Raw genomic sequence first — 25,296 nt, 5'->3', positions numbered from 1 at the left:
GCGATTGAAACGAAAAGTGGCGGCCTGGGACGACGAATTCCTCGTAAGCGTCATCTCACGATAATTAACTCACCCGATTCCCCTGAATGGAGGCGAGGTCATGGCGTGATTAGCCTGCCGGCCAGGCTTGGTTCAACTGCCATTGAACTTCTAAGCCGCAAAAGGACGGCGAACGGATGCCTTTGTATTTGGCAAGCCAATGCAGCAATAGCGGCCGCGACATGCGAGGCGGAAGCCGGCTTTACAGCGGCGTGCGCGGCGGATCAGGGCTTGGGATCGGCCTTCAGATAGGCGATGACATTGGCGATGTCGTCGTCCTTGGTCAGGCCGGCAAACGCCATCTTGTTGCCGGGCACTTTCAGCTTGGGAGCCTTGAGATACTCGGCGAGATTGGCTTCATCCCAGACCAGGCCGGCGGCACCGGCACTCTTCATCGCCTCGGAGTAGTGACCAAGAAAACTCTCGGCGCTACCGGCGGTGCGACCGACGACGCCCGACAGATGCGGGCCGACCTTGTCGCGGTCGGTGGCTGCTTCGTGGCAGGCGATGCACCGGTTGAAGACCTTCTTGCCAAGGGCCGGGTCACCGCCGGCATGGGCGGCAAGTGAGGTGGCAAGGAGAAGAATGCTGGCGGACGAAGCGGCTCGAAACATGGCTGACCCCGGAGAGCTCTGGCTGGGGCCTTATAGTGCCGAGGCCTTAACAAACGCTGCATCGCGGCGCGATCGCGGAAGGTGCCGATCGGGCTGCACCGAACCCGGCAAGGTCGCCGGGGCCGTCAGCCCTTGATAAAGCCGATGAAGTCGTCGGGCACGGCGCGGCCCATCTCTTCCTCCCAGTGGCGACGGCAGAGCGAGACATAAACGTCCTTGCCGATCGCCACCTGCTCGCCCTGGCGCGCCACCTTGCCGTCAGGTCCAAGGCGCACCACCATCGTCGCCTTGCGGCCACAGCGGCAGATGGTGCGCACTTCGCGCAAATCGTCGGCGATGGCCAGCAGCGCACGAGAACCGGAGAACAGATTGCCCTGGAAATCGGTGCGCAAGCCGTAACACATGACCGGGATGTTCAGCCGGTCGGCAATGCGGGCGAGCTGCCAGACCTGCTCCTCTTCGAGAAACTGCGCCTCGTCGACAAAGACGCAATGCACCGATGTATGCGCGTGATGATCGGCGACGCGGGCGAACAGGTCGTCGCCATCGCGGAACATGTCGGCTTCCGTCTCCAGGCCGATGCGCGACGAGATCAGGCCGGTATCGCCCTTGCGGTAATGGCCGGCGACGAACAGCATCGTGCGCATGCCGCGCTCGCGATAATTGTACGACGCCTGCAACAGCATCGTGGTCTTGCCGGCGTTCATCGTTGCATAGTGGAAGTAGAGCTTGGCCATGCCGTCCTTTACGGTCTATTTAGATTCAGGTCAGGCCGCGCCGAAAATGGTGGGCTCCGAGAACCGGAGCGGAGCGTACTTTCGGGTACGTGAGCACCGGAAGCGCAGGAACCGGCATTTGCAGGCCGGCATCACCTGAATCTAAATAGACCTTAAGCCGACTTGGTGTCGTGCGGGGAGGGGCCACGGCAGCCTTTCTACGAAAAAGCCGCCTCGCTCCTGAAAAAACTGTCCGGCAAGACAAAAGCGTCAGCCGTGTCGCTGATTGGCCAGTCCGCGCCGTTGATCGTGATTGCCTTAACGCTTGAAACCGCACCAGAATGGTGTTTGGCTGACGAAACAAGGCGGGCAGAGAAACCGCAGCTGCGCTTCGCCAAAGAATCACAATGGGAGAATACCTATGTCGCGTATGAACTCTTTCGTCGCCGGCCTCGGCCTGGCGGCTTTTTTGTCCACGAGCGCTGCATTCGCCGGTGATCCGGCGAGCTGCAAGGCGGTGCGTCTTTCCGATGTCGGCTGGACCGACATCCAGGCGACGACCGGCATCGCTTCCGTGCTGCTGACCGCACTCGGCTACGAGCCGCAGGTGATCCAGCTATCGGTGCCGGTGACCTATGCGTCTCTGAAAAACAAGGACCTCGACGTCTTCCTCGGCAACTGGATGCCGTCGATGACCAACGACATCAAGGACTACACCGCCGACGGCTCGGTCGAGACCATCAGCGAAAACCTCAGCGGCGCCGGCTACGGCATCGTCGTGCCGACCTATGTGGCGGACGCCGGCGTCAAGACGCTGACCGACCTCGGCAAGTTCAAGGACAAGTTCGACGGCAAGATCTACGGCATCGAGGCCGGCAACGACGGCAACCGCATCATCCTCGACATGATCAAGAACCCGAAGGACAATCTCGAAGGCTTCGAACTGGTCGAATCCTCGGAAGCCGGCATGCTGACGCAGGCCGAACAGTCGATGAAGAACAATGAGTGGATCGCGTTCCTCGGCTGGACGCCGCATCCGGTGATGGGCGCCATGAAGATCACCTATCTCGACGGCATGGGCGACAGCGGCTTCGGCGCCGCCACCGTGCATACCAATGTGCGCAAGGGATATACCACCGAGTGCCCGAATGCCGGCAAGTTCATCGCCAACCTGAAGTTCAATCTCGATATGGAAGGCGAGATGATGGACGCGATCCTCAAGGGCAGCGACGCCAACACGGCCGCGACCGACTGGCTGAAGAAGCATCCGGACGCGGTCGCTCCGTGGATTGCCGGCGTGACCACCTTCGATGGCGGCGACGCGGCTGCGGCGGTGAAGACCGCGCTCGGGAGCTGAGCCGACTTTGAATCCGACATGACGCGAGTGAGGGCAGCCATCTAGAAAAGGCTGCCCTTTTTTATATCCTGTGACAAGATGACTGTCCGGCAAGGACGGCGGCTGCCAAAGAGGGGCTAGATGGATCCGATTTCAAAATTCTTTGTCAGTTATAAAATTCCCATCGGCGAATGGGGCAAAGCGTTCTTCACCTTCCTCACCGACAATTTCAACACCTTCTTCCGCGGCCTCTCAGGCGGCCTGAATTTCCTGCTCGACGGCGTGGTCGACACGCTGTTGCTGATACCGCCCGTCCTTCTCATCGCCCTGATTGCGCTGCTTGCCTACTATTTGCAGCGATCGAGAGGCCTGGCAGTGGCCGTCTTTCTCGGATTGCTGTTCATCCTCAACCAGAATCTCTGGAAGCAGACCGTGGAGACGCTGGTGCTGGTGGTTGCCGCTGCCGCCGCCTCGATGGCCATCGGTGTGCCACTCGGTATTTGGGCGGCTCACAAGCCGAAGGTCTACCGCATCATGCTGCCGGTGCTCGACCTGATGCAGACGTTGCCGACCTTCGTCTATCTGATCCCGGTGCTGACGCTGTTCGGCCTTGGCAACGCGCCCGGCCTCATCGTCACCATCATCTTCGTCATCCCGACATCGGTTCGTCTCACGCATCTGGGCGTCGTCTCGGTGCCGAAGTCGATCGTCGAGGCAGGCGAGGCGTTCGGCGCCACCAAGAGCCAGCTGCTCTGGAAGGTGGAGCTGCCCTCGGCACTGCCGACCATCATGGCCGGTCTCACCCAGTCGATCATGCTGTCGCTGTCGATGGTGGTGTTCGCGGCTCTCATCGGTGCCGGCGGCCTCGGCACCGAGATCAACCGGGCGCTTGGTTCGCGCAAGATCGACCTCGGCCTTGAAGCCGGCCTGGCTATCGTCGTGCTGGCCATCGTGCTCGACCGCATGACGCGCATCGGCGTTGGAGGCAAGAAATGACCGTCGCCGTCGATTTCAGGAACGTCGATATCGTCTTCGGCGCCGACCAGGCCGGATCGTTGGCGATGATCGACGCCGGCGCCAGCCGCGCCGATATCCTCGAAAAGACCGGTAATGTGCTCGGCTGCGCCGGCGCCAGCCTGACCGTGAACGAGGGCGAGATCTCGGTGCTGATGGGCCTCTCCGGTTCGGGCAAGTCGACATTGCTGCGGGCAGTCAATCGGCTCAACGTGGTGTCGCGCGGCCAGGTCCTGGTCAAGGATGGCGACAAGACCGTCGATGTCGTCACTTGCGATGAGGCGACCTTGCGGCGCCTGCGCCAGAAACAGGTGGCGATGGTGTTCCAGCAGTTCGGCCTGCTGCCGTGGCGCACGGTGGAGGAAAATGTCGGCCTCGGCCTCGAACTCGCCGGCGTGCCGGAGCTAGAGCGTAAGGAACGCGTGCAACGCCAGCTCAAGCTGGTCAATCTCGACCAGTGGTCGAAGAAATACGCGCATGAGCTTTCGGGCGGCATGCAGCAGCGCGTCGGCCTGGCCCGTGCCTTCGCCACCGAGGCGCCGATCCTTCTGATGGATGAGCCTTTCTCGGCGCTCGACCCGCTGATCCGCACCAAGCTGCAGGACGAGCTGCTGCAATTGCAGGCCGAGCTGAAGAAGACCATCATCTTCGTCAGCCACGACCTCGAGGAGGCGCTGAAGATCGGCAGCCACATCACTATCATGGAAGGCGGTCGCATCGTGCAGACCGGGGCGCCGGAGGACATCGTGCTGCGGCCCGCCAACGACTATGTCCGCGACTTCATCGCCAATGTGAATCCGCTGTCGGTGCTGACCGCCTGGAACGTCATGCGCGACCGCCGCGACCTGGAACATGGCGACAATGGCTGGGTGTGGCTCGACCGGCGCAAAACGACGCGCTTCAAGATCGATGAGCACGGGCTGGTGGCGGCGGCCGAACGCGACGGCAAGCCAGCGGTCTGGGTGTCGTGCGCCGATCTCGAAGGGCAGCCGGAGGAAGCGGCGCAAGTGTTCTGGGCCAACCCCGGCACCTCGCTGAAAACAGTGATGCTGGCCATGCACCGCTCGCAGACAGCACCCGTGGCGCTGTTCGACGACCAGTCGCGCTTCGTCGGCGCGATCGGCATCCGCGACGTGCTGAGTGCGGTCCTGCGGCGGTAGGAGCGGCGAGAACTCCAGGACCGTCGGCTATCAGGGAAAGGCGCTTTGGAACGGATTTGGGGTTGGCTGTCTAAACCGCGGACCGCGCAAACGGCGCTCGGGCTGCTGCTTGTGATTGCGATGCGATCGATCCTGGAGTTTTTCAGGATCGGCGGTGCGACCGGCACGCAACTGACTGCAAATCAGCTCTTTTATATCGAAGGGACGCTCGCGGCGATCAGTGCCGCGTTGGCGGTTCTTGCCCTGCATGCGTTCGGGCGGAATGGTTTGGCGACCCTCTCCAGCGCAGCAGCAATAGTTGCCCTGCTTGCATGGAAGATCGCCGTCATCCATTGAAAATGGGAACACATCCCTTGTCCTCGCGGCGACCCTGATATCACGCTGCCGACCTCACGGGTTTCCGGGTATGCCGGTCCAAAGCCGCGCCTTGCGAGGTCGGCACTTTTGGGGCTGCGTCAGGCCGCCAATGGCAGGCGCAGTTGCGTCAGCAGGCCACCACCCGGATTGTTGGACAGGCTGACCTCACCGCCGGCGGCGCGTGCGATGTTGCGGGCAATGGTCAGGCCGAGCCCGAGACCGCCGGTCTGGCGGTTGCGGGATTGTTCGAGGCGCACGAAAGAGCCGAACACGGCGTCGATCTGCGCCTGCGGTATGCCCGGCCCTTCATCACGGATGGTGAGCAGGATCATGTTTTGCGACAGGCGCAGGCTGAGATGCGCCTTCTTGCCGTAGGTGACCGCGTTCTGCAGCAGATTGGTGACGCAGCGCTTGAGCGCGACCGGCCGCGCCATGCAGACGAGGCCGCGTGAACGGGTATCATCGTCGAACGAGACGTCGTCATAGCTGTCGGCGATGGATTCCACGAGCGACCAGAAGTCGATACGCTCGTTCTTCTCCTCGGTCACCTCGAAGGTGGCGAAGTCGATCACCGAGCTGGCAATGCTCTCGACATCGGCGAGATCGTGTGCCAGCGCCTCGCGAACCGCCGATTTGCGCAACAGCTCCAGGCGCAGCCGCATCCGCGTCATCGGCGTGCGCAAATCATGCGCCAGCGCCGCCGCCAGATGTTCGCGGTCCTCGACATATTCGCGCAGCCGGGCCTGCATGGCGTTGATCGCCTTGGCAGCGGCACGCACCTCGCGGCTACCGCCTTCCGCGATTGGCGGGCTCTTCAGATCCTTGCCGATCCGGTTCACGGCGGTTTCCATCATCCGGTAGGGCGCCGTCAGCCGGCGTAGCGACCAGATCGACATGATCACCACCAGTCCGGCGATCAGCGAATAGAGTGGCAGGCTGTCGAAGCTCAGTATCGGGCCGACAGGCGTGATCGGCTCGGTGAAGTTCAGCCATTGGCCGTCGGCGAAACGCAACGACGCCGTCAGCTTGTCGCTCTGCGCAAAGTTGGCGGCCAGCACCAGAAGGTCGCGTTCGACCTGGCCGATATCGGGCCCCGGCGCCGTGCCGTCGGCGTCGTCGGCCTCGCGCGTCGCCGGGTCGCGCCGCACGCGCGCATCAGTGATGCCGAACTTCGACAGCCGGCCGACAAGGATGTCTTCGAGTTCCGCCAGCTCGTCGTCGCTTGCGATCGACGAGGTGACCGCCGGCGTGTCCGAGATAGTGAGTGCGTAGGTGGAATTGAACAGGCCGGTCGCCGTCGCCTTTCGTTCCTCCGGCGTAGCGTCATGCATGAGCTGCACCAGCGAGAAGGCGCGGTCGTTGAGGCGGTAGAGGTCGACGACGCCATTGGCTACGGCGCGGTCGCGCGACACGATGTAGAGGGTCGCGACCTGGCTGATCAGCAGGCCGGCAATGACGATCAGCAGCACCCAAACAGGCAAGGTCTGCGGCAGGAAACGTCTCATTCGGAGGTCGTCTCGGGCAGGAACTGGTAGCCGCCGCTGCGCACGGTCAGGATCAGCTTGGGCGTTTTCGGGTCGTCTTCCATCTTGCGCCGCAACCGGCTGACGAGGATGTCGACGCTGCGGTCGAAGGAGTAGTCGCTGTCGCCGCCGGACAGTTCGATGATCTGGTCGCGGGTCAGCACGCGCTGCGCGCTTTTGACGAAGGTCTGCAGCAGGTTGAATTCGGCCATGGTCAACTCGACCCTGATATCGTCGGGAGCGATCAGCCGGCGGCGCGAGCAGTCCATCGTCCAGCCGGCGAAGCGGTAGATCTGCCTGGTGGTTGCGCGCTTGGGCTCGGCGCCGCCATTACGGCGCAGCACGGCGCGGATGCGCGCCAAAAGCTCGCGCGGGTCGAACGGTTTTGGCACATAGTCGTCGGCGCCCATTTCCAGGCCGACAACACGGTCGGTCGTCTCGGTGACGGCGGTCAGCATGATGATCGGCGTCGAATACTGGGCGCGCAAGTCGCGGCACAGCTCCAGCCCGCTCTTGCCGGGCAGCATCACGTCGAGAACGATGAGGTCCACCTGCGCGCGGCGCAGGATGGTCTCCATCTCGATGCCATCGGCGGCAACCGAGGTGTGCAGGCCCCGCTTCTGGAAGAATTCCTGCAGCAGGTCGCGGATGCCCTTGTCGTCGTCGACGATCAGTATGTGTGCATCGGATTTCACTTGAGCCCTGTCATTGTTGATTGCCAAGCCCTTCTGTCGCAACCCACACGATAGAATTCAGGCCATATGTTGGCCAGTGGTGATGATGGGTTCACACCGGCTCTCAGACACAATCCAGAAACAAAATTCTACAGTTCAGAAAAACTCCTGAAAAATTTCAAGGGCATAACTGATCTCGTGGCGGTCAGGTCATCGGCTGCGACGCTAGTCTCCGGGTTTACGGATAAACCGATGCCAAGGTTGTCGATCAGTTTGTTGGGTGCGTTGCTGGGCCTTGGCCTGGTCACTGCCGCTGTCGGACAATCGGACGCAAAGGTGACGCTCACCACCCGGAGCGAACGGTGCGCCAATCTCAGCCACCAATTCGATGAAGCCCTCGAAACCCATGCCACGGCAACGCAGGTCACCGCGGCAAAGGCACTTCAGAGAAAGGGTAACCGGTACTGCGCCGCCAAGAAACAGGCACAGGGCATCCGGATGCTCGCCAATGCTTTGAAGCTGCTTGGAGTGACACCGAACGACCCGGTCCAGTGACACTCGAAAACTCGACCCGCATGAAAAGGAAATGAAGCCATGAAAAAGTCCATCCTCTCCGCAACCGGTCTCGCCGTCGCTCTCGCTTTCGCAATGCCGGCTCTCGGCAACGCCGCTGCCACCACGACCGCTGCTCCGGCGGCTTCGACGACCACTGCTCCGGCTACCGCCGCTCCGGCCAAGGCTGCTCCGAAGAAGGTCGTCAAGAAGACCGTCAAGAAGCACAAGAAGGCTGCCGAGAAGGCCGTCAAGAAGGACGCCCCGAAGACGTAATCAGGTCCGGCATAAAATGCTAACCTGTTGACCAAGGCCGCTCCAGTCGGTTTCGGCTGGAGCGGCCTTCTTCCTGTCCAAGCCGTTGAGAAAGCCTGATATCGGCGATCAATCGGACTGATGGGATCGATCGATATCTGGCCGAAGTCTGGCACCGGAAGCTTCCGCCTCGACTGACACTTAACCCGTTTGCAACGCCGGCGGTGTAAGACAATCCGCATGAAGAAGCGGCTTTCGTCCATTCTGCGCTCGATGGTGCTCGGCGGCCTGGTGGCCACCGGGGTCGCCAGGGTGCTGATCCTGTTCACCGCCAGCCCGGTGCCCGATCCGGCCAGCGGACGCACCGAGCCTTCGCTGTTTGCGCCGGCGATTTCCACCAATTGGGACTACATCACGCCGGCGCAGACCTGGTTGCTGATCGTGCTGACCGGCGCGACGCTGATCTGCGTCGTCGCCTGGCCGATCACAGCCTGGCTGGAACGCCGGGCGGATGCCGGGGGAAACCGCTTCCGGCCCGACAGGCCTAGCCGCCGCGTGTTCAGCCGCCAGGGCCGTTGAACGGCGACCGACGGTTTCCCACATAGTAGCTGGCCGCGCCCACCGGATACCGGTTGGCGCGTCGATCAAAATGGACGGCCGCTTTTCCCGGTGCCAGAATGGCGGCCACGTCGCTTACGCAAATTGCCGGTTCCAATGCCTGAAATCACCACAAAACCGCGTGTCCAGGTCAAGCCGCAGGTCGAACGGCCGAAGCTCTACAAGGTCATCCTCATCAATGACGATTTCACACCGCGCGAATTCGTGGTGACGGTGCTGAAGGGCGAGTTCAAGCTCAGCGAAGACCAGGCGCACCGGGTGATGATCACCGCGCATCGGCGCGGTGTCTGCGTCGTCGCCGTCTTCACCAAGGATGTCGCCGAGACCAAGGCGACGCGGGCCACCGACGCCGGCAAGGCCAAGGGCTATCCGCTGATGTTCACGACGGAGCCGGAAGAGTAGGGCGGGGGTAGTCTTTAACGCTGACAATTGGCGAAACCATCCGCGACAGCATCTTTCTCCCCGTCACTATACGGGGAGAAATGTCCGGCAGGACAATGAGGGGCGGCGCCGGGGGTGACAACAGTTCATTTGCGCGATCGCCAATCACTTCAGGCTGGAGCTGCCCCTCATCCGCCCTTCGGGCACCTTCTCCCCGTGAACGGGGAGAAGGAAAAAGGTGGCGCTACCGTCCCTCGCGGTACCACATCGAACCCATCGCCAGAAGCAGCAGGCCGAGGCCGAGGAAGCCGCCGAAAAGCGGCACGCGCGAGACGGCCTTGAGCACGCTGTCGTCCGTGGTGCGCAGGCCGATCCAGTCGCTGCCGGACGCGGCGCCGGCCGAGCGCACCGGCACAATGGAGGGCAGCGTCACATCGCTGCCAAGGGCCGTGGATGACGCCAGCCGGCGCACGCTGCCGCCGGTGGCTTCCGCCGGCGCCTTCAGCCGGTTTTCGGTGGAGATGACATCGGCGAACTCCGGTGCGTTGACCGGTCCGACATGGGCGAGCGCGGTCAGGTCGCCATTGGCGACCTGATAGAGGCCGATCTCGCTTGTCTCGACACTGCCGAGGAAGACGCCGGGCTCGGATTTCGCGAGCTTGACGGTCAAGGTCTTGCCGGACGGGGTGATGATCTGGGCGGGGCCGGGGTCGTCGGCCATCGTCTGGCGACGGATTTCCAGCACCATGCCGCGACCGTCGGCGGTCAGCCGCTCCTCCTCGAGTTCGGGCTCCTTCATCAGCCAGTGCGCGATGCGCCGATAGAGCTGGACATGCGGGCCGCCACCTTCGAAGCCGCGCGCCCACAGCCAGCCCTGATCGGACAGAAGCATGCCTACGCGGCCTTCACCCTTGCGGTCGAGCAACAGAAGGGGCCGGTTGTCGGCGCCCTTCATCACCACCTCGCCTTCCGGGTTCTGCACGCCGATGGTGCGGAACCAGCGGCTCCAGCGCGGCGGCTCGGCGGCCGAGCCATCCAGCCCACGTGTCACCGGATGGCGCTGGCCAAGATCGGTGAGGCGTGGATAGAAGGCCTTGTCGACAACCTCACCGGTCGGCATCGCCGGCAGGGCCGACATCAGCGGCGTGCGCGCGATCGAGCTTTCGCCGGCATATTCGGGGCCGGCCGCGATCAGCAGCGCGCCGCCCTTTTCGACATATTCGGAGATGTAGTCGTAATAGAGAATCGGCAGCACGTCGCGGTGCTGGTAGCGGTCGAAGATGATGAGGTCGAAATCCTTGATCTTCTCGACGAACAACTCGCGGGTCGGGAAGGCAATCAGCGACAATTCGTTGATCGGCGTGCCGTCCTGCTTTTCCGGCGGCCGCAGAATGGTGAAGTGGACGAGATCGACCGAGGCGTCGGATTTCAACAGATTGCGCCAGGTGCGCTCGCCGGCATGCGGCTCACCGGAGACGAGCAGCACACGCAGGTTCTCGCGAATGCCGTCGATGAGCGCGATGGCGCGGTTGTTGGTGTCGGTCAGTTCGCCCGGCTCGCGGTCGATGGCGAGTTCGACGATGTTGCGGCCGGCACCGGGAATGGTCACTTGCAGCGGCATGGCCTGGCCGACCGTGGCATGCTCGACCGCGACCTGCTCGCCATTGACAGAGACGCGCACGTCGACAGGACCGGTCTCCCTCTCGGTCGAGATGACGCGGTAAGTCATGTCGAGCGGCTTGCCGACAAGGCCGAAGCGCGGCGCGTTCTCGAAGCGGATGCGGCGATCCTTTTCGTGGTCGTTGCCGGTGACCAGGGCATGCAGCGGGGCGTTGAAATCGGGGGCGCCCGGGGGGGCGTCATGCACCTCGCCATCGGTGATCATGATGGCGCCGCCAATGCGCGAGGGAGGCACGTCGCGGAAGGCGCCCTCGAGCGCGCCGAATAGCCGCGTTTCGGTGCGCTCTTCGGCGGCTTCGGACTTGCCCGCCTCGACGACGCGCACGTCGAACTGCTTGAAGCGGCCAAGACGCTGCTGCAGCCCCGCCAGCGCCTCGTCGGTTTGTTTGGTGCGGTCGCCGATATCCTGGCTCTGGCTGCGGTCGACAACGAGGGCGACAACGCTTTTCAGTGGCTCGCGCTCCTCGTTGAGGAACACAGGGTTGAACAGGGCGGCGGCGAGCGCCATCAAAGCGATGAAGCGGAAGACCGAGCCGCGCTGGCGAAACCACAGGCCAACGAGCCCCAGCAGCGCCAGCGGCACCAGCGCCAAGGCCAGCAAGGGCCAGGAGATCAGCGGTTCGAAGGAGATCGACCAGTTCATTCCTTACCCTCCCATTTGGGAGGGTCGATCCGCGGAGGTGCAATAAAAGACATCATCTTACTGCCCCAGCCGTTCGAGCAGTATCGGCACATGCACCTGGTCGGATTTGTAGTTGCCGGTCAGCATGTACATCATGATGTTGACGCCGGCGCGCAACGCGTAGATGCGCTGCATCGGGTCCGCCGGCACGGTCGGCAGCAGCGGGTCGCCATTCTCGTCGACCGCCCAGGCGCCGGCGAAATCGTTGGCGGTGATCATGATCGGCGAGACGCCGTCGCCGGTCCGCACCGGCCGGTTCTCGGCGTTGCTGGCGTCGAGCGAGGCCTCGACCCACAGTGGACCGCCGGCGAAACGGCCGGGAAATTCGGGCAGAATGAAGAAGGATTTGGTCAGCACGTGGTCGGACGGCACCGGCTCCAGCGGCGGCACGTTGAGGCTGCCGAGGATGTCGCGCAGCCGCTCCGTCGCCGGGCTGGTCGAATCGGCGCCGATGCCGTTGGCGAACTGGTCGCGCGTATCGAACAGCACCGTGCCGCCCTGCTGCATATAGGCGTCGATGCGGGCGATCGCGGCCTGGCTCGGCATCGGCGCGGCCGGATCGATCGGCCAGTAGATCAGCGGGTAGAACGACAGTTCGTCCTTCGAGATGTCGACGCCGGCCGGCTCGCCCGGTTCCAGTGCCGTCTTCTCGATCAGGAAGCGGGTCAGGCCCTCGAGCCCGGCGCGGCTGATCGAGTCGTCGCCCGGCACGCCGGTCAGCACATAGGCGATGCGGGTCTTCGAAATCGCCTCTATTGCAACCTCGTCGCCCGGCTTGGCGTCATCGGCGCGGGCAAGATCGGCATGGCCGAACAAGGCACCGAGCGCAATCAGGATCGCCGCGGTCGTTGTTACGGCACCGGCGCGGCGCGGCCGGCGGGTAAACAGGCCGCCTATCCAGAACACCGCCAGCGTGTCGAGCAGCATCAGCACCAGGGCAGCCGCGACCAGCGCGCCCTTCAAATTGCGCGATTCATCAAAGGCATACTGGATCGACGTGACGGGAACCGTGACCTGCGGGCGCGCCAGGGGCGCAAACCTGCTGTCGGCTTCAAGCAGATTGTGGGCAAACACACCCGTCTCGGAACCATAGAGCCCGGGCGGGTTCTCGAAGGTCACTGGCAACGCGCCGCCGCCCGGAACCAGCGGCCGCGCGTCCGGCGTCGGCGGCACCAGCGAGCCGTCGGCCGCAATCATCCGGTAGGGCGCCAGCGAGGTGGCGGCGGCTTCGGCATTGGCGATCGCCGCGCCCTGGTTGCGCGACAGTTGCACGATGCGGCGCAGCATCTCGACGAAGCTGCCCGAGATCGGCAGGTTCGACCAGGTCGCCTCGGGCGTGACATGGAACAGCACCAGCGTGCCCTTGCCCTTCTTCAGCCCGGTGACCAGCGGCGTGCCGTCGGCAAGCGCGGCCCAGGTGCGCTCGACGATGTCGGGCGTCGGCTCGGCCAGCACCTGCCTGCTGACGGTGACCTCGGTCGGCGGGGCAAGATCGGCGAACGGGCCGGCCTTGGGGAATTCGGTGACCGGCTGCGGCGACGTCCATGACAGCGCGCCGCCAAGCGAACGTTCGCCGGTGCGCAGGCGGACCGGCAGCAGGTCGTCGTCATTGCCGGAGGCGGCTAGCCGCGAACCGGCGAAACGCACCAGCGTGCCGCCATTGTCGACCCAGTCGACCAGTCTTTGCCGGACCTGTGCGGGAATGGTGCCGATGTCGGCCATGATGATCATCGCCGGCTTCTGGTCGAGGATCTGCGGGATGGCGTCGGCGAGGTCGGCGCTGGAGGGTTCGACCAGATCGGCGAAGGGCTGCAGCGCGCGCCTGATGTAGTAGAGCGGCGACAAAAGCGGCTGCGCCTGGTCGGCCTCGGCCTGCGACAACAGTCCGACGCGGCGGCGCTTGGAGCTTTCATCGAGGACGCGCACCGCGCCGGCCTGGCGCTCGCCGTCGAGCGCGACCGAGGCGAAGTCGTTGCGCAGCTCGAACGGCACCGCCATGGTGCCGGTGGCGGTGGTTTCGCCCGGCGAGAAGGTCAGCGTCGCATCGGCGATGCGGCGACCCTTATCGTCGAAGGCGCCGGCGGTGACCTGCGCCGGGGCAGGATCGCCCGGCGGGCGAATGGCGGTCAGCGCAAAGCCGTCGACCTGGTTGTCAGCGGCGGTCAGGCCTGTCAGCGACAGCCTGTCGGCGGTTGCCCAAACGACACGGGCGGCATTTTTCGACAAAAGCGTTTTGAAGGCGGCCTCGTCGCCTTTTGCCGCAAGGCCGTCGGCGAGCACGGCGACACTGGCGCCGGGCAAGCTCTCCAGCACGCCGGCGACGCGGGCATAGACGGCGGGCCGGTCGGTCGGGATCGGCCGCGGCTTGGCGGCGCGCAGCCGGTCGAGCGCGGCGGCGGCATCGAACGGGCCGATCTCCGCATTGGCTTTTTCCGCGGTGAAGGCGATGACGACAGGCACGCCGTTCGAGCCGGCATCGGCGATCAGCCGCTCGGCGGTGGCGACGCGCTTGCCCCAATCGGCGGCACTTGCCCAGTCATTGTCGATGACCAGGGCCAGGGCAGCACCCTCGGCCGGCAGCTTTTCGCGCGGGTTGAAGACCGGATCGGCCAATGCGGCGACTATGAGCGCCGCCATCAGCAGCCTGAGCAGCGTCAGCCACCACGGGCTTTGCTGCGGCGTCTCCTCGCGCTTCAGAACGCGCGCCAGGATCTTCAGCGGCGGGAAGATCTCGGTCTGCGGCTTGGGCGGTGTCAGCCGCAACAGCCACCAGATCACCGGCAGCGCCAGCAGGCCCCACAGCACCATGGGGGCGCCAAAGGAGAGCGGCAGCCAGCTCATGCGACGGCCTTTCCGGGACGATCGCCTGCGGTCGGCCCGAAAGAGGGGCCATCGGCGGTCATCGCCATGTGCAGGCGCACCAGCGCATCGGACGCCAGCCGATCGGTGTGGTTGACGGTAAAGCTCCAGCCGAGGCGCTTGCACCAGGCGGCCAATTCGTGACGGCGAGCGGTGTAGAGCAGGCGATACTCATCGCCCAGCATTTCGGCGCGGCCGGCGGTCAGCTTGTCGCCGGTCTCGGGGTCGGTGAATTCGGTGCGGCCGGCATAGGGGAAGGTTTCCTCGGCCGGGTCGGCAACCTCGATCAGATGGGCGCGCACGCCGTGGCGGGCTAGAACGTCGAGCCAGGCCATCGTCTCCTCGACGGAATCGAGGAAGTCGCTGACAATGACGATGTCGCAGAAGCGGCGGATGTCGGAAAGATCGGGTTTTGCCGGCAAATCGCCGGCATGCATGAGCTGGGCGGCGATGCGCTCGGCGCCGTTGCGGGCGGTAAACGGATCGGTAAGGCCGGGCCAGGCGATGCGCTCGCCGCTGCGCGACAACAGCTCGGCCATGGCCAGCGCCAGCACCAGCGCGCGCGATTGCTTGGAAACGCTGGCGCCGGTCGATTTGTAGAGCATCGACGGCGAGGGGTCGGCCCACAGCCAGACCGTATGGGCGGCTTCCCATTCGCGGTCGCGCACATAGGTATGATCGTCGCGCGCCGAGCGGCGCCAGTCGATGCGTGAGGAATCGCCTTCGACATAGGGCCGGAACTGCCAGAAATTCTCACCGATGCCGCGCTTGCGGCGGCCATGCCAGCCGGCGATCACAGTGTTGACTATGCGCCGCGCCTCGACCAGCAGGTCGGGCACAAGAGAGGCCCGCAACCGGCCACGGGCGAGCGCGTCGCGCGTCGCTGCCGGAGCCTGGACCTCGCCAATACGCGCCATCAGATACCTTTGGCCAGTTTCGCCACAACGTCGCGCACGCTGGTGCCTTCGGCGCGGGCGGCGAAGGTCAGCGCCATGCGGTGCTGCAGCACCGGCTCGGCCAGCGCGCGGACATCGTCGATCGAGGGCGCCAGCCGTCCATCGTAGAGCGCGCGCGCCCTTGTGCACAGCATCAGCGCCTGGCTGGCGCGCGGACCGGGGCCCCAGGCGACGTGCTTGTCGGTCTCGGCATTGCCTTGGTCCGGACGCGCCGAGCGCACCAGCGTCAGGATCGCCTCGACGACGCTTTCGGGCACCGGCATGCGGCGGATGAGTGTCTGGATTTCCTTCAGCCGCGCCGGCTGCAGTACGTTCTGGGCTTTGGCGTCCTCGACGCCGGTCGTTTCCAGCAGAATGCGGCGCTCGGCCTCGATTTCGGGATAGAGGATATCGACCTGCATCAGGAAGCGGTCGAGCTGGGCCTCGGGCAGCGGATAGGTGCCTTCCTGCTCCAGCGGGTTCTGCGTCGCCAGCACGTGGAAAGGCGCCGGCAGGTCGTAGCGGGCGCCGGCAATGGTGACGTGGTACTCCTGCATCGCCTGCAGCAGCGCAGACTGGGTGCGCGGCGATGCGCGGTTGATCTCGTCGGCCATGAGCAACTGGGCGAAGATCGGGCCGGAAATGAAGCGGAAGGAGCGCTTGCCGGTCTCGTCCTGCTCCATCACCTCGGAGCCAAGGATATCGGACGGCATCAGGTCGGGGGTGAACTGGATGCGGCGCGAATTGAGGCCGAGCACGATGCCCAGAGTTTCGACCAGCTTGGTCTTGGCGAGGCCCGGCACGCCGACCAGCAGCGCATGGCCGCCGGCCAGCAGCGCCACCAGCGTGCGCTCGACGACGCTCTCCTGGCCGAAAATGACCCGGCCGACCCCGTCGCGGATCCTGGAGATGTCGGCCAGCGCCTTCTCGGCCTCGGCGATCATGTCCGTTTCGCTGATCGGGCTTTCCTTGACCATCACGCTCATGCCGCATCGATCCTTGTGGTTGGAAATACCTGCTTGCAGCATACCATGACTGCCGCGATTCGGCCTCGCCTGGTGTCCGCATTAGAATTTAAATCACAGACTTAGGCTGACAAGCGGAACAACAGTGATTATTTCGTGACCATGACGGGACCCTTGGAACATCGTGAAGAAAGCCTGACGACCGCCACCGAGGCGCGCGGTCTCGAGGCGCTGATCTCGCGCGCGGCTCGTGCCGGCAAGGGTGCGGCACCCGTCGAGCGCTGGAATCCCGACTTCTGCGGCGATCTCGACATGGAGATCAGGGCCGACGGCACCTGGTTCTATCTGGGCACGCCGATCGGGCGAATGCCGCTGGTGCAGCTTTTCTCCTCGGTGCTGCGCAAGGATGCCGACGGCAGGACCTATCTGGTGACACCGGTGGAGCGGGTCGGCATCCGCGTCGCCGATGCGCCGTTCATTGCCGTCGAAATGGATGTTTCTGGCGACGGCGATGCGCAGGTCATCACCTTCCGAACCAATGTCGGCGACGTCGTCGAGGCCGGGCCGGAGCGGCCGCTGCGTTTCGTCGACGAGAACGGGACCGGCGGGCTGAAGCCCTATGTGCTGGTGCGCGGCCGGCTGGAGGCCTTGGTGGCGCGGCCGGTGATGTATGAGTTGGTCGGCCATGGCGAGGAGGTCGAGATCGGCGGCAAGACCATGTTCGCGGTGCGCTCGAAAAAGGCTGTGTTCCCAATCATGCCGGCGGACCAGTTGAAGCGGCTGAGCGCGTGATGGACCAGGTGTCTCCGACGCCTTTCTCATCAGCGGATTTTCGCGCGCGCTTTGCCGCGCAGCCGGATGCGCATGCCGGCGACGACTATGGCGACCATCGCTTCAACCCCGGTCACCCACGCCTCAACCAGGGCAAGGCGCTGCGCGACGCCGCGGTGCTGATCCCGGTGGTCGATCATGAGGGCGATGCGACGGTTCTTTTGACCAAACGGGCCGAAAAGCTGCGCAACCATTCGGGGCAGGTGGCCTTTCCCGGCGGCACCATCGATCCGGCCGATCCAAGCCCGGAGGCGGCGGCGCTGCGCGAGACCTTCGAGGAGATCGGCCTTGGCCAGGATGGCATCGAGGTCATCGGCCGCATGCCAGACTATGTCGCCGGCAGCGGCTACCGCATCGCGCCGGTGCTCGGCATCGTGCGGCCGGGTTTCCAGCTGACGCTCAACGCCGACGAGGTCGATGCCGCCTTCGAAGTGCCGCTGCGCTTCCTGATGGACCCGGCTAATCACAAGCGCGACAGCCGCATGTGGAACGATCTCGAATGGTTCTTCTACGACATGCCCTATGGCGACCGGCGCATCTGGGGCGTCACCGCCGGCATCATCCGTACCCTCTATGAAAGGCTCTATGCGTGAGTGTCTCGATCGCGGGCAGGGCCGACTGGCTCGGCGACAAGCATCTGCAGCGCCTGTTGGCCGCACTGAGCGAGGGCGATGAAGAGGCGCGTGTCGCGGGCGGCGCCGTGCGCAACACGCTGATGGGCCAGCCGGTCGCCGACATCGACATCGCGACCACGTGTTTGCCTGGGGAAACCGTTCGTCGCGCCGAGGCGGCAGGTTTCAAGGCGGTGCCGACCGGCATCGAGCACGGCACGATCACGGTTGTCGCCGGCGGCAAGCCCTATGAGGTCACCACGTTGCGAGCCGACATCGAGACTGACGGGCGACGGGCCAAAGTGTCGTTCGGGCGCGACTGGAAGCTTGACGCCGAGCGGCGCGATTTCACCATCAACGCGCTCTATGCCGAAGCCGATGGCCGGGTTGTCGATCTGGTCGGCGGCATTGCCGACATCGAGGCACGCCGGCTGCGCTTCATCGGCGATGCGGAAGCGCGCATCCGTGAGGACTATCTGCGCATCCTTCGTTTCTTCCGCTTCTTCGCCTGGTATGGCGATGGCCGGCCCGATGCCGATGGGTTGAAAGCCTGTGCCCGGCTGAAGGAAGGTCTTGCACAGCTTTCGGCCGAGCGCATCTGGTCTGAATTGAAGAAGCTTTTGTCGGCGCCTGATCCCTCACGGGCGCTGCTCTGGATGCGGCAGGCTGGCGTCTTGACCGCCGCGCTGCCGGCGAGCGAGAAATGGGGCATCGATGCCATCCATGGGCTGACCAAGGCCGAGAAGGATCTGGGCTGGGCGCCCGACCCGCTGCTGCGGCTGGAAGCGATCGTGCCGCCGGATGCCGCACGCATGAAGACGCTCGCCGAGCGGCTCAGATTTTCGATCGCAGAAGCGGATCGCCTGCGCCACTGGGCGCTTGCCACCGCCGTCGAGCCGAAGACGACCGAGGGCGAACTGGCGAAAAGGCTCTATCGCGGCCATCGGCAGGGATTTGTCGACCGCTTGCGCCTGTCGCTGGCTGCCGCCCGCGTGCGTGCTGTCGACGACAATGACGCGCTGCTTGAAGCCGGCGGCTTCTCGCGCCTGCTGGCCTTCGCGCTCAAATGGGAAAAACCGGTGTTCCCGCTGAAAGGCGCCGATCTGACGGCGCGCGGCGCAACGCCAGGACCGAAGCTGGGCGAAATCCTCAAGAACCTCGAGGCGGAATGGATCGAAGCGGGATTTGCGCCCGATCGCGCCGCACTGCTTGATCGCGCCGCGAAGGCACTGGAGAGCTAGCCCACGGCTCGACGGTTGTGCTCCGCGACGTAACGATCAAATGTGGTCGAGCGAGCGAAACTACCTGATTGCCACGGGAGCCAGGGCGCGTGAGAGGCTCGCTTCGCCCTTGCCGTACATGGAAGCGCTATAGTCGACCAGGGTGTCGGTACGAGCCGTATTGAGCAGATCGTTGGTGATCTGGGTCGGCGTGGCCTTGGTGAATTTGCTGCCTAGTATCGCCGCATATCCTGAAATGATCGGTGCCGCGAAGGAGGTGCCATACAGGCCTGTCTTGCTCCCATCGACGCCAACCACAAGAAAGTGGCTTTGCACGAGCGGGTTGGAGCCGGCATAGTTGGAGTACCAGGCAAGCTGGGCCTTGTTGGTTGTTGTGCCGTTCGTCGAAAGGGCGCCGACGAAGATCGCGGAGGCTTTGCCAACCAGGGCGATGTCGAGATAGTCCTGCTGACCGCCTGTGACACCGCCCACGGCAACCGAATCGTTGCCCGCCGCCTTCGAAACAACGGCCGACCCTTTGGTGGCATAGGAGATGATGGAGGCTTCCTCGGGACTCCATCCGATCTGGTTCGAACTGTAACCGGCGTTGGCGTACATGCCATAGCTCAGATTGAGCACGTTCAGGCCACGCGTCAGGCTGACGGCCGAGCTGGTTGAAAAGTCCTTCGACCTGATGGTCGCCAAGGGCGCGATCATGCCGGCTTCCTCGCGCGTCCATTCACCATGGCGCTGGGTTTGAACCCCGACACCGAAATTGCCCGAGAAGCGCGAAGTACTGGAGAAATCGTCGACGATCGTAATCGTGACGCCCTTGCCCTTGTACCCCGCGGCCCATGCCGCGCCGACGTCGGGACTCATCCACCCCTGCACCGCTTGTGTGCCTGCAGCCGGGATCGTTGCACTCACGCATGTGGACCGGCCGCCGCCGTGACACAGCGCGGCCATCTCGTCCGCATTGACCGCCTCCTGTGCCGAAGCCATCGGCGCCGACAGGGTGGTGAGAGCCGCGGCGATAACGAATTTCAAGCAACTACCGGACATGCTTTTACTCCGTTCAAAAAAGAACCAGGACGGGCGATCGCGAAATTTCGGGACGAGATGATTTTCTCATTTGCATCCTCCCGGCGATCAGAAAGTAACACGGTAATTCAGCCAGAGGTGCTGGCTCTCCGGTTTAGCGTTAACCAGATATTTCAAGGTCTCCTCTGGCGCCATCTCGCCGGCCGCAAGCCGGCAATTGACGCTGTAGGTACCCAAATCGCCGTAGTCCGCTTCGCATGGCTTTTCGGTGAGCTTGCCGCCGAGGGTCGTGGTGAGCGACAAGGAAAGAGTGCTGTTCGGACCCGGATGCATCTGCGTGAGGAAACCCAGCTTTAGGCTGGGCTCGATGCGATATTTCTCACCTTCTTCTCCGGTGCCTAATCCCCAGAGGATCCCGGTGTCTTCGGTGATCTGGGTCAAAAGTTCGACATGCATGTCGACCCAGTTTGCGTGGTACCATTGGTTGAACGATATCCGGCTTCCGTCCTGCAGTTCATAACCGCCGCCGCCCAGGCCGCGCGCGCGATCGCTGAGCGGCGAGCCTTGGTGGATGTCGACCAGCGATGTGGTCAGTTCCTGGGCAATCGCCGGAGACGCTGCAAGGAGCCCGTACAGCAGGAGCGCCGTCGTGCGGAAACTCACTCGATTGCCGGAACTTTCGCGCATGCGCGAAACACCTCGCCCCACCGATTCCGGACCAGTGCCTGGTGGCGACGGGCTTCTCTTGCAGCCCCACTGTAGCCGGATTATTTGCCCGACAGTGGCACGGGTTCGGTTACCGCAGGGTTTATTTTAGCTGAGGAAAATATAATTCTTTGGCCGGCGGCCGGCAGGACGTCCGCGATGGCGCTTTTCAACCAATCTTGAAGCGCCAACGCGGCTCGTCTGGTGTTGCGGATGAATCCTGCGGCAAAGACTAGGCCGCGTCGCGGGCCTTCTCGATGCGCGAGCGGATCGCCTCGATCATCGTCTCGCGGATGACCGTCTCGCCATGCGTCTCGCGCATGTGCTCGACGGCGCGGCGCATGACCTCGGCCTCCTCGTCGGCACGCGTGTGCCAGTCACAGCCGGGCACGAGCGACCCGCAGTGAAATTCCTTCATTGGTTTCTCCTTTTCCTCCGTGGAGCCCGACCGAGGCTCCGGCACTTTCTTGGCTCATGGTCCGATTCCAGAGTTGAATCCGCGGATCCGGGAGCGGGCGGAATGCATAACACAGATGGGGTGATATCGGTCGCCGTCAACGGCAAAAGGGCGAAACAGCGCTGCTTCGCCCTTTTGCGCTAGCGCGAAACAGGACCAGACATCATCTTGCCCTGCCTTGGCCGGCCATCACTTTGCGATCTTGACAGCCTCGGCGATTTTTTTCTTGCCGCTCATCTCCCATGAGACGCGGACCTTTTCACCGACCTGCAGGCCCGGATCCTTGAAGGTCTTGGGAAGCGTAAAAGACGATCCGTCATCGAGGACAAGGCTCATGGCCGTTGCGTCAAAGGTCTTGATCGTGCCGGTGGTGTGCTTGACGGCGGCGAACGTCACCGAACCGGAAGCGAGAAGGGCAGCGGCGGCAGCCGAAACAATGATCTTGCGCATTGTGAAGTACTCCTGAAGGGCGGGACGAGGGTGTGTCCCGCATCGTCTGGGCCGTCCGGTCGCGTCGGGTCGCGGCTCGCTTGTTTCGAGGCAATTCCGAACGGAAAACCGTCTCACATTTTCCTGGAATTGCGCTCAGGCGAACCGCCGGCGCTTCCCGACCCGGCGCAACAAATAGACCAGCCTTTTCAAGAGCCTATTAGACGAAAAAGAAATTTTTCACCGCACCTTGTGCCACATTCGATGCCCCATTTCGAGCGAATGGGACATCAATACGGCTCACGCCGCGCTCACCATTTTGTTACGGCCAGCGGACCTCGGGCGGGAGGCTGGAGAGGATCGCTTCGACATTGCCGCCGGTCTTCAGGCCGAAGATGGTGCCGCGATCGTGAAGCAGGTTGAATTCGACGTAACGACCGCGGCGGATGAGCTGCTCGTCGCGATCACCGTCGGTCCAATTCTCGTTGAAGTTGGCGCGCACGAGGTGGCCATAGACGACGAGAAAAGAACGGCCGACATCCTGGACGAAGTTGAAGTCGGCATTCCAGCCGCCTCTATCCTCACCCGAATGCAGCCAGTCGAAGAAGATGCCGCCGGTGCCGCGCGGCTCATTGCGGTGCGGAAGATAGAAGTACTCGTCGCACCAGGCTTTGAATTTCGGGTAGTCGGCAACGTCGGCGTTCTTCTCGCAGGCGAATTGCATGGCGCGGTGGAAGGCGACCGTGTCGGGGTCGTCCTGGGTGCGGCGGCGGTCGAGCACCGGCGTCAAATCGGCGCCGCCACCGAACCATTGGCTGGACGTGACCACCATGCGGGTATTCATGTGCACGGCCGGAACGTTGGGATTCCAGGGATGCGCGATCAGCGAAATGCCGGATGCCCAGAAGCGCGGGTCTTCCTCGGCGCCCGGCATCTGCTTCCTGAATTCGGGCGAGAACTCGCCATGAACGGTCGAGGTATGAACGCCGACCTTCTCGAAGACGCGGCCGTACATCATCGACATGGTGCCGCCGCCGCCGCGGCCCTCGTCGCGTTCCCAGGGCGTCTTTTCGAAACGGCCTGGCGACCACGAGGCCAGCGGGCCGCCAAGATCCTGTTCGATCTGTTCAAGCCCGGCGCAGATGCGTTCGCGCAACGCCTCGAACCACAGGCGCGCCTTCATCTTCTTCTGTTCGATGTCGGCGGGCAGGCCAGCCGGTATTTCAGGTCGTTCCAAGTGCCGTCTCCGGTTGCGGGGCGATGAGTCCTACAAATGACTCGTCTTTTGCCGGCGCGATCCCTAATCTCTTAAGGGCAAGGGTCAAGTCACTTTGGTTTTGCGCATGATCCTTTCCGAAACTCGATTCCGATTTCGGAGGCATGCGCCAGGTGCAAGGAGTTGTTTCGTGCGCACCCCGGCAAGACCGCCGCTGGATGGCCTGAAGAAAAGGCTGGACCAAAGCCGGGCCGAGCGCGCGCGCATGCCGCGCGACGGTTTCCTGCGCGAGACCTTCGTGCTGCCGCGCTCCGATGCGCGGCTCAAAGCCAAGGAATGGTTCGATCGCTTTCCCAAGCAGGCCTACTGGACCGAGATCGAAAGCTGGTTCGAGCGGCCGGGCGACGTGATCGAGTTCACCATCAGGCGCTTGCCGGCGGCTGACTAGGATTTCCTCGCCGTTTACGGGGAGAGGATGCCGGCAGGCAGGTGAGGGGCGGCGCGAACCTCTCAATGCTGGCGCTGCCCCTCATCCGTCACTTCGTGACACCTTCTCCCCGTAAACGGGGCGAAGGGAGAGCCACCAGCCTTCTCGCGCCGGTCCCCTCCCTTGCCAGCCGGTCGCCCTTGTTCCGCAGCGGGCATTTGTCGATCGACATGCAGCCGCAGCCGATGCAGTCGGTCAGTCCGTCGCGCAGTTTCTTCAACTGGGCGATCTTGTGGTCGAGCCCGTCGCGCCAAGCTGTCGACAGCAGGTTCCAGTCATCGCGCGTCGGCGTGCGGCCCTCGGGCAGCGATGCCAGGGCCGTGCCGATCTCGGCCAGTGAGATGCCGACCTCCTGCGCCACCTTGATGATCGCCACGCGCCGCAGCACGTCGCGGCTGTAGCGGCGCTGGTTGCCCGACGTGCGGTGGCTGCGGATCAGGCCGCGGGCCTCATAGAAATGCAGCGCCGACACCGCCACACCGCTGCGCATGGCCACCTGGCCGACCGTCAATTCCGTTACCGGTGCCATTTCCGATTTTTCCGCTTGACCTCAAGTTAAGTTGAGCTTGTAGCGAAGAAACCCATGATCTGCAAACGAAGGAGAAGGTGATGTGCGCCTGGGTCAAGATGACGGGAGACGGAGTGCCGTTATCCGAGTTGCCGGATGGCTTCGCCCGCCACCATGGCGACGGAAAGCGCGACATTGATGCTGCGCGCCGCGCCCTGCATGGGGATGGTCAGCCGCGCATCCGCCGCCTGATGGACGGGATCCGGAACGCCTGCGGATTCGCGGCCGAACAGCAGTATGTCGCCATCGGCGAAGGTAAAGCTGGTGTAAGCGGTGGTGGCTTTGGTCGACAGCAGCACCAGCCGGCGCGCGCGGGCTTTGCGCCAGTCCTCGAAGGCGTGCCAGTCGACATGCCGGGTCAGAGCAGCCATTTCGAGGTAGTCCATGCCGGCTCGCTTGAGCGCTTTGTCGGACAGCGGAAAACCGGCCGGTTCAATGATGTCGACGCCGAGGCCGAGGCAAGCGGCGAAGCGCAAGATTGTCCCGGTGTTGCCGGCGATATCCGGCTGGTAGAGCGCGATGCGGAGACAACAGTTCATTTCCGCGTCTTTCTAATAAGTGGCAAATCGGCCACAGCGGGCTCGCGGTTTTGGAAATTGCTGGACCCGCGGGTGGCCATTTTCTGCGAAGTCGGGTATGTCAGTTCCATTGTCAACCCGAACCGATGGAGGGGTAATTCATGATGACCATGCACATCCAGCGCCCCTCTCGTGGGCTTACCTGCCTGCCGGCGGTTTTGGTACGACGATTCTCCTGACTCTCTAAGACTTGATCGCACCGATTCCCGCCGAAACGATTTTTCGGCTTTCGAAGGAATCCTGCGATGTTTTTCAAAAAGTCAAAAGGGCTGAACGCCCGAACTGAGCATGTCCAGACCGACGATCATCGTCGTGTCCAGACCGACGCAATGCGTGCCTCCCGCCGAATGCCGGCGGACGATATTGCTTCGCCTTTTCATCTCTATTTTCACACGGAGGACGGACCGATGTTCGATCCCTACAGAATACCCGGCTCAAGGAGCCTGCATATCCACCGACTGCCGACCTGGGCGCTGCTCATCGGCGACACCTATTCGTCGGCGGTTCATGCCGAGGTTCGCCGCCGGCCGCATCGCGGCATGCTGCCGGATGTCGATTTCTCGCGCGCGGTCCCCGATCCGAGCCGGCCGTCGCTGGTGCGCCGGATCATCCGGCTGATCAGGCCCGGCGCGAAAATCCGGATCGTGAACAGTGCGCCGTCAGGGTCATCCGGCGCACCTGTCGGCGAAAAGCCCGCGAGCCCCTATATTGCGCGGAGCAGGGGGCCGCGGGGGGGGTGGTTTCGGGGCGCGGGGGCCGGGCGGCCCGGCGGGGGGGGGGGCGGGGGTGTGGG

General features: G+C 63.8%; 28 protein-coding genes. 13 read left to right on the top strand and 15 right to left on the bottom strand.

The genetic code is table 11. The features are described from left to right. Positions 1 to 263: 263 nt before the first annotated feature. Both NKH02_RS31135 and NKH02_RS31130 read right to left on the bottom strand, forming a co-directional pair. Entirely contained in the window at positions 264 to 653 is a 390-nt protein-coding gene (locus tag NKH02_RS31135; RefSeq protein ID WP_352866033.1) for a c-type cytochrome, read from the bottom strand. 125 nt (positions 654 to 778) lie between these two features. Further along, positions 779 to 1,390, bottom strand: coding sequence for a thymidine kinase (locus tag NKH02_RS31130; RefSeq protein ID WP_352883448.1), 612 nt, complete (start codon positions 1,388 to 1,390; stop codon positions 779 to 781). Between the two features lie 400 nt (positions 1,391 to 1,790). Between NKH02_RS31130 and NKH02_RS31125 the strand changes: the two genes are divergently transcribed. The 4 genes from NKH02_RS31125 to NKH02_RS31110 all read left to right on the top strand — a co-directional run bounded on the left by NKH02_RS31125 (position 1,791) and on the right by NKH02_RS31110 (position 5,215). Continuing rightward, positions 1,791 to 2,726, top strand: a complete 936-nt coding sequence (locus tag NKH02_RS31125; RefSeq protein WP_352866039.1) for a choline ABC transporter substrate-binding protein — start codon at positions 1,791 to 1,793, stop codon at positions 2,724 to 2,726. 120 nt (positions 2,727 to 2,846) lie between these two features. Then, the gene (gene choW, locus NKH02_RS31120; protein WP_352866042.1) at positions 2,847 to 3,701 is read left to right on the top strand and encodes a choline ABC transporter permease subunit; all 855 of its coding nucleotides are present in this window, start codon (positions 2,847 to 2,849) and stop codon (positions 3,699 to 3,701) included. Further along, on the top strand, positions 3,698 to 4,879 hold the full coding sequence (choV, locus tag NKH02_RS31115; RefSeq protein ID WP_352883446.1) for a choline ABC transporter ATP-binding protein: 1,182 nt from the start codon (positions 3,698 to 3,700) through the stop codon (positions 4,877 to 4,879). Before choW ends, choV begins: the two co-directional genes overlap by 4 nt. Positions 4,880 to 4,924: 45 nt before the next feature. After that, the gene (locus NKH02_RS31110; RefSeq protein ID WP_352883444.1) at positions 4,925 to 5,215 is read left to right on the top strand and encodes a hypothetical protein; all 291 of its coding nucleotides are present in this window, start codon (positions 4,925 to 4,927) and stop codon (positions 5,213 to 5,215) included. A gap of 119 nt (positions 5,216 to 5,334) precedes the next feature. Here NKH02_RS31110 and NKH02_RS31105 read toward each other — a convergent pair whose 3' ends face one another. Continuing rightward, on the bottom strand, positions 5,335 to 6,741 hold the full coding sequence (locus NKH02_RS31105; RefSeq protein ID WP_352883442.1) for an ATP-binding protein: 1,407 nt from the start codon (positions 6,739 to 6,741) through the stop codon (positions 5,335 to 5,337). Beyond that, positions 6,738 to 7,454 carry a response regulator gene (locus NKH02_RS31100; protein WP_352883439.1) on the bottom strand — a complete coding sequence of 239 codons (717 nt, stop codon included), beginning with the start codon at positions 7,452 to 7,454 and terminating at the stop codon, positions 6,738 to 6,740. The genes NKH02_RS31105 and NKH02_RS31100 overlap by 4 nt, the downstream gene beginning before the upstream one ends. Before the next feature lie 231 nt (positions 7,455 to 7,685). Between NKH02_RS31100 and NKH02_RS31095 the strand changes: the two genes are divergently transcribed. The 4 genes from NKH02_RS31095 (at position 7,686) to clpS (ending at position 9,260) form a co-directional block, all read left to right on the top strand. Further along, positions 7,686 to 7,988, top strand: a complete 303-nt coding sequence (locus tag NKH02_RS31095; protein WP_136615919.1) for a hypothetical protein — start codon at positions 7,686 to 7,688, stop codon at positions 7,986 to 7,988. 39 nt (positions 7,989 to 8,027) lie between these two features. Next, complete coding sequence (locus NKH02_RS31090) at positions 8,028 to 8,261, top strand: hypothetical protein (protein WP_013529962.1); 234 nt, start codon at positions 8,028 to 8,030, stop codon at positions 8,259 to 8,261. Between the two features lie 219 nt (positions 8,262 to 8,480). Next, positions 8,481 to 8,819 (top strand): hypothetical protein, encoded by a 339-nt coding sequence (locus tag NKH02_RS31085; RefSeq protein WP_352866054.1) that lies wholly within the window; start codon positions 8,481 to 8,483, stop codon positions 8,817 to 8,819. Between the two features lie 135 nt (positions 8,820 to 8,954). Then, positions 8,955 to 9,260 (top strand): ATP-dependent Clp protease adapter ClpS, encoded by a 306-nt coding sequence (gene clpS, locus NKH02_RS31080; protein WP_027039419.1) that lies wholly within the window; start codon positions 8,955 to 8,957, stop codon positions 9,258 to 9,260. Between the two features lie 223 nt (positions 9,261 to 9,483). Here clpS and NKH02_RS31075 read toward each other — a convergent pair whose 3' ends face one another. The 4 genes from NKH02_RS31075 to NKH02_RS31060 are packed head-to-tail and all read right to left on the bottom strand — an operon-like array spanning position 9,484 to position 16,381. Further along, on the bottom strand, positions 9,484 to 11,562 hold the full coding sequence (locus tag NKH02_RS31075; protein WP_352883437.1) for a hypothetical protein: 2,079 nt from the start codon (positions 11,560 to 11,562) through the stop codon (positions 9,484 to 9,486). 57 nt (positions 11,563 to 11,619) lie between these two features. Beyond that, positions 11,620 to 14,442, bottom strand: coding sequence for a DUF4159 domain-containing protein (locus tag NKH02_RS31070; protein WP_352883435.1), 2,823 nt, complete (start codon positions 14,440 to 14,442; stop codon positions 11,620 to 11,622). Beyond that, positions 14,439 to 15,377, bottom strand: a complete 939-nt coding sequence (locus NKH02_RS31065; RefSeq protein ID WP_352883434.1) for a DUF58 domain-containing protein — start codon at positions 15,375 to 15,377, stop codon at positions 14,439 to 14,441. The genes NKH02_RS31070 and NKH02_RS31065 overlap by 4 nt, the downstream gene beginning before the upstream one ends. Beyond that, a complete protein-coding gene (locus tag NKH02_RS31060) occupies positions 15,377 to 16,381 on the bottom strand; it encodes an AAA family ATPase (RefSeq protein WP_352883432.1) in 1,005 nt (334 codons plus the stop codon). The genes NKH02_RS31065 and NKH02_RS31060 overlap by 1 nt, the downstream gene beginning before the upstream one ends. Before the next feature lie 141 nt (positions 16,382 to 16,522). Here NKH02_RS31060 and NKH02_RS31055 point away from each other — a divergent pair, with 141 nt between their 5' ends. From NKH02_RS31055 to NKH02_RS31045, 3 genes are read left to right on the top strand one after another with little or no spacing between them, the layout of a single operon-like run. After that, positions 16,523 to 17,152 carry a DUF1285 domain-containing protein gene (locus NKH02_RS31055; protein WP_352866065.1) on the top strand — a complete coding sequence of 210 codons (630 nt, stop codon included), beginning with the start codon at positions 16,523 to 16,525 and terminating at the stop codon, positions 17,150 to 17,152. Beyond that, positions 17,152 to 17,784 carry a CoA pyrophosphatase gene (locus tag NKH02_RS31050; protein WP_352883430.1) on the top strand — a complete coding sequence of 211 codons (633 nt, stop codon included), beginning with the start codon at positions 17,152 to 17,154 and terminating at the stop codon, positions 17,782 to 17,784. Before NKH02_RS31055 ends, NKH02_RS31050 begins: the two co-directional genes overlap by 1 nt. After that, positions 17,781 to 19,043, top strand: a complete 1,263-nt coding sequence (locus NKH02_RS31045) for a CCA tRNA nucleotidyltransferase (RefSeq protein WP_352883427.1) — start codon at positions 17,781 to 17,783, stop codon at positions 19,041 to 19,043. Before NKH02_RS31050 ends, NKH02_RS31045 begins: the two co-directional genes overlap by 4 nt. Before the next feature lie 60 nt (positions 19,044 to 19,103). Here the strand turns inward: NKH02_RS31045 and NKH02_RS31040 are convergent, their stop codons facing one another. From NKH02_RS31040 to hemF, 5 genes are all read right to left on the bottom strand, one after another. Continuing rightward, positions 19,104 to 20,084 carry a S8 family serine peptidase gene (locus tag NKH02_RS31040; RefSeq protein ID WP_352883425.1) on the bottom strand — a complete coding sequence of 327 codons (981 nt, stop codon included), beginning with the start codon at positions 20,082 to 20,084 and terminating at the stop codon, positions 19,104 to 19,106. Between the two features lie 87 nt (positions 20,085 to 20,171). Continuing rightward, positions 20,172 to 20,750, bottom strand: coding sequence for a hypothetical protein (locus tag NKH02_RS31035; protein WP_352874008.1), 579 nt, complete (start codon positions 20,748 to 20,750; stop codon positions 20,172 to 20,174). 250 nt (positions 20,751 to 21,000) lie between these two features. Next, on the bottom strand, positions 21,001 to 21,186 hold the full coding sequence (locus NKH02_RS31030) for a DUF1059 domain-containing protein (protein WP_109659722.1): 186 nt from the start codon (positions 21,184 to 21,186) through the stop codon (positions 21,001 to 21,003). A gap of 228 nt (positions 21,187 to 21,414) precedes the next feature. Next, on the bottom strand, positions 21,415 to 21,675 hold the full coding sequence (locus tag NKH02_RS31025) for a DUF1344 domain-containing protein (RefSeq protein ID WP_352883424.1): 261 nt from the start codon (positions 21,673 to 21,675) through the stop codon (positions 21,415 to 21,417). Between the two features lie 301 nt (positions 21,676 to 21,976). Beyond that, a complete protein-coding gene (hemF, locus tag NKH02_RS31020) occupies positions 21,977 to 22,891 on the bottom strand; it encodes an oxygen-dependent coproporphyrinogen oxidase (RefSeq protein WP_352883423.1) in 915 nt (304 codons plus the stop codon). Between the two features lie 169 nt (positions 22,892 to 23,060). Between hemF and NKH02_RS31015 the strand changes: the two genes are divergently transcribed. Then, entirely contained in the window at positions 23,061 to 23,318 is a 258-nt protein-coding gene (locus NKH02_RS31015; protein WP_023760711.1) for a hypothetical protein, read from the top strand. 88 nt (positions 23,319 to 23,406) lie between these two features. Here NKH02_RS31015 and soxR read toward each other — a convergent pair whose 3' ends face one another. Together soxR and NKH02_RS31005 are read right to left on the bottom strand one after the other, a co-directional pair. After that, complete coding sequence (gene soxR / locus NKH02_RS31010; RefSeq protein WP_352883422.1) at positions 23,407 to 23,886, bottom strand: redox-sensitive transcriptional activator SoxR; 480 nt, start codon at positions 23,884 to 23,886, stop codon at positions 23,407 to 23,409. Between the two features lie 119 nt (positions 23,887 to 24,005). Continuing rightward, complete coding sequence (locus tag NKH02_RS31005; RefSeq protein WP_352883421.1) at positions 24,006 to 24,464, bottom strand: tRNA (cytidine(34)-2'-O)-methyltransferase; 459 nt, start codon at positions 24,462 to 24,464, stop codon at positions 24,006 to 24,008. Positions 24,465 to 24,748: 284 nt separating this feature from the next. On the opposite strand from NKH02_RS31005, the gene NKH02_RS31000 reads away from it, so the two are divergent. After that, positions 24,749 to 25,296: hypothetical protein (locus NKH02_RS31000; RefSeq protein ID WP_352883419.1), on the top strand; the 548-nt coding region annotated here is incomplete at its 3' end.

It is taken from the genome of Mesorhizobium sp. M1396, assembly GCF_040317725.1.
Classification (GTDB): Bacteria; Pseudomonadota; Alphaproteobacteria; order Rhizobiales; family Rhizobiaceae; genus Mesorhizobium.
Note: the sequence above shows the minus strand (reverse complement) of the source record. Positions and strands in the feature narration are given on the sequence as shown.

Coding starts and splice junctions, on each gene's coding strand:
- NKH02_RS31030 (WP_109659722.1), bottom strand. CDS start 21,186: ATGAAGGAATTTCACTGCGGGTCGCTCGTGCCCGGCTGTGACTGGCAC.
- NKH02_RS31085 (WP_352866054.1), top strand. CDS start 8,481: ATGAAGAAGCGGCTTTCGTCCATTCTGCGCTCGATGGTGCTCGGCGGC.
- choV (WP_352883446.1), top strand. CDS start 3,698: ATGACCGTCGCCGTCGATTTCAGGAACGTCGATATCGTCTTCGGCGCC.
- NKH02_RS31125 (WP_352866039.1), top strand. CDS start 1,791: ATGTCGCGTATGAACTCTTTCGTCGCCGGCCTCGGCCTGGCGGCTTTT.
- NKH02_RS31055 (WP_352866065.1), top strand. CDS start 16,523: ATGACGGGACCCTTGGAACATCGTGAAGAAAGCCTGACGACCGCCACC.
- NKH02_RS31095 (WP_136615919.1), top strand. CDS start 7,686: ATGCCAAGGTTGTCGATCAGTTTGTTGGGTGCGTTGCTGGGCCTTGGC.
- NKH02_RS31035 (WP_352874008.1), bottom strand. CDS start 20,750: ATGCGCGAAAGTTCCGGCAATCGAGTGAGTTTCCGCACGACGGCGCTC.
- NKH02_RS31005 (WP_352883421.1), bottom strand. CDS start 24,464: ATGAACTGTTGTCTCCGCATCGCGCTCTACCAGCCGGATATCGCCGGC.
- NKH02_RS31090 (WP_013529962.1), top strand. CDS start 8,028: ATGAAAAAGTCCATCCTCTCCGCAACCGGTCTCGCCGTCGCTCTCGCT.
- NKH02_RS31060 (WP_352883432.1), bottom strand. CDS start 16,381: ATGAGCGTGATGGTCAAGGAAAGCCCGATCAGCGAAACGGACATGATC.
- choW (WP_352866042.1), top strand. CDS start 2,847: ATGGATCCGATTTCAAAATTCTTTGTCAGTTATAAAATTCCCATCGGC.
- NKH02_RS31040 (WP_352883425.1), bottom strand. CDS start 20,084: ATGTCCGGTAGTTGCTTGAAATTCGTTATCGCCGCGGCTCTCACCACC.
- NKH02_RS31065 (WP_352883434.1), bottom strand. CDS start 15,377: ATGGCGCGTATTGGCGAGGTCCAGGCTCCGGCAGCGACGCGCGACGCG.
- clpS (WP_027039419.1), top strand. CDS start 8,955: ATGCCTGAAATCACCACAAAACCGCGTGTCCAGGTCAAGCCGCAGGTC.
- NKH02_RS31135 (WP_352866033.1), bottom strand. CDS start 653: ATGTTTCGAGCCGCTTCGTCCGCCAGCATTCTTCTCCTTGCCACCTCA.
- NKH02_RS31070 (WP_352883435.1), bottom strand. CDS start 14,442: ATGAGCTGGCTGCCGCTCTCCTTTGGCGCCCCCATGGTGCTGTGGGGC.
- NKH02_RS31075 (WP_352883437.1), bottom strand. CDS start 11,562: ATGAACTGGTCGATCTCCTTCGAACCGCTGATCTCCTGGCCCTTGCTG.
- NKH02_RS31130 (WP_352883448.1), bottom strand. CDS start 1,390: ATGGCCAAGCTCTACTTCCACTATGCAACGATGAACGCCGGCAAGACC.
- NKH02_RS31105 (WP_352883442.1), bottom strand. CDS start 6,741: ATGAGACGTTTCCTGCCGCAGACCTTGCCTGTTTGGGTGCTGCTGATC.
- soxR (WP_352883422.1), bottom strand. CDS start 23,886: ATGGCACCGGTAACGGAATTGACGGTCGGCCAGGTGGCCATGCGCAGC.
- NKH02_RS31025 (WP_352883424.1), bottom strand. CDS start 21,675: ATGCGCAAGATCATTGTTTCGGCTGCCGCCGCTGCCCTTCTCGCTTCC.
- NKH02_RS31050 (WP_352883430.1), top strand. CDS start 17,152: ATGGACCAGGTGTCTCCGACGCCTTTCTCATCAGCGGATTTTCGCGCG.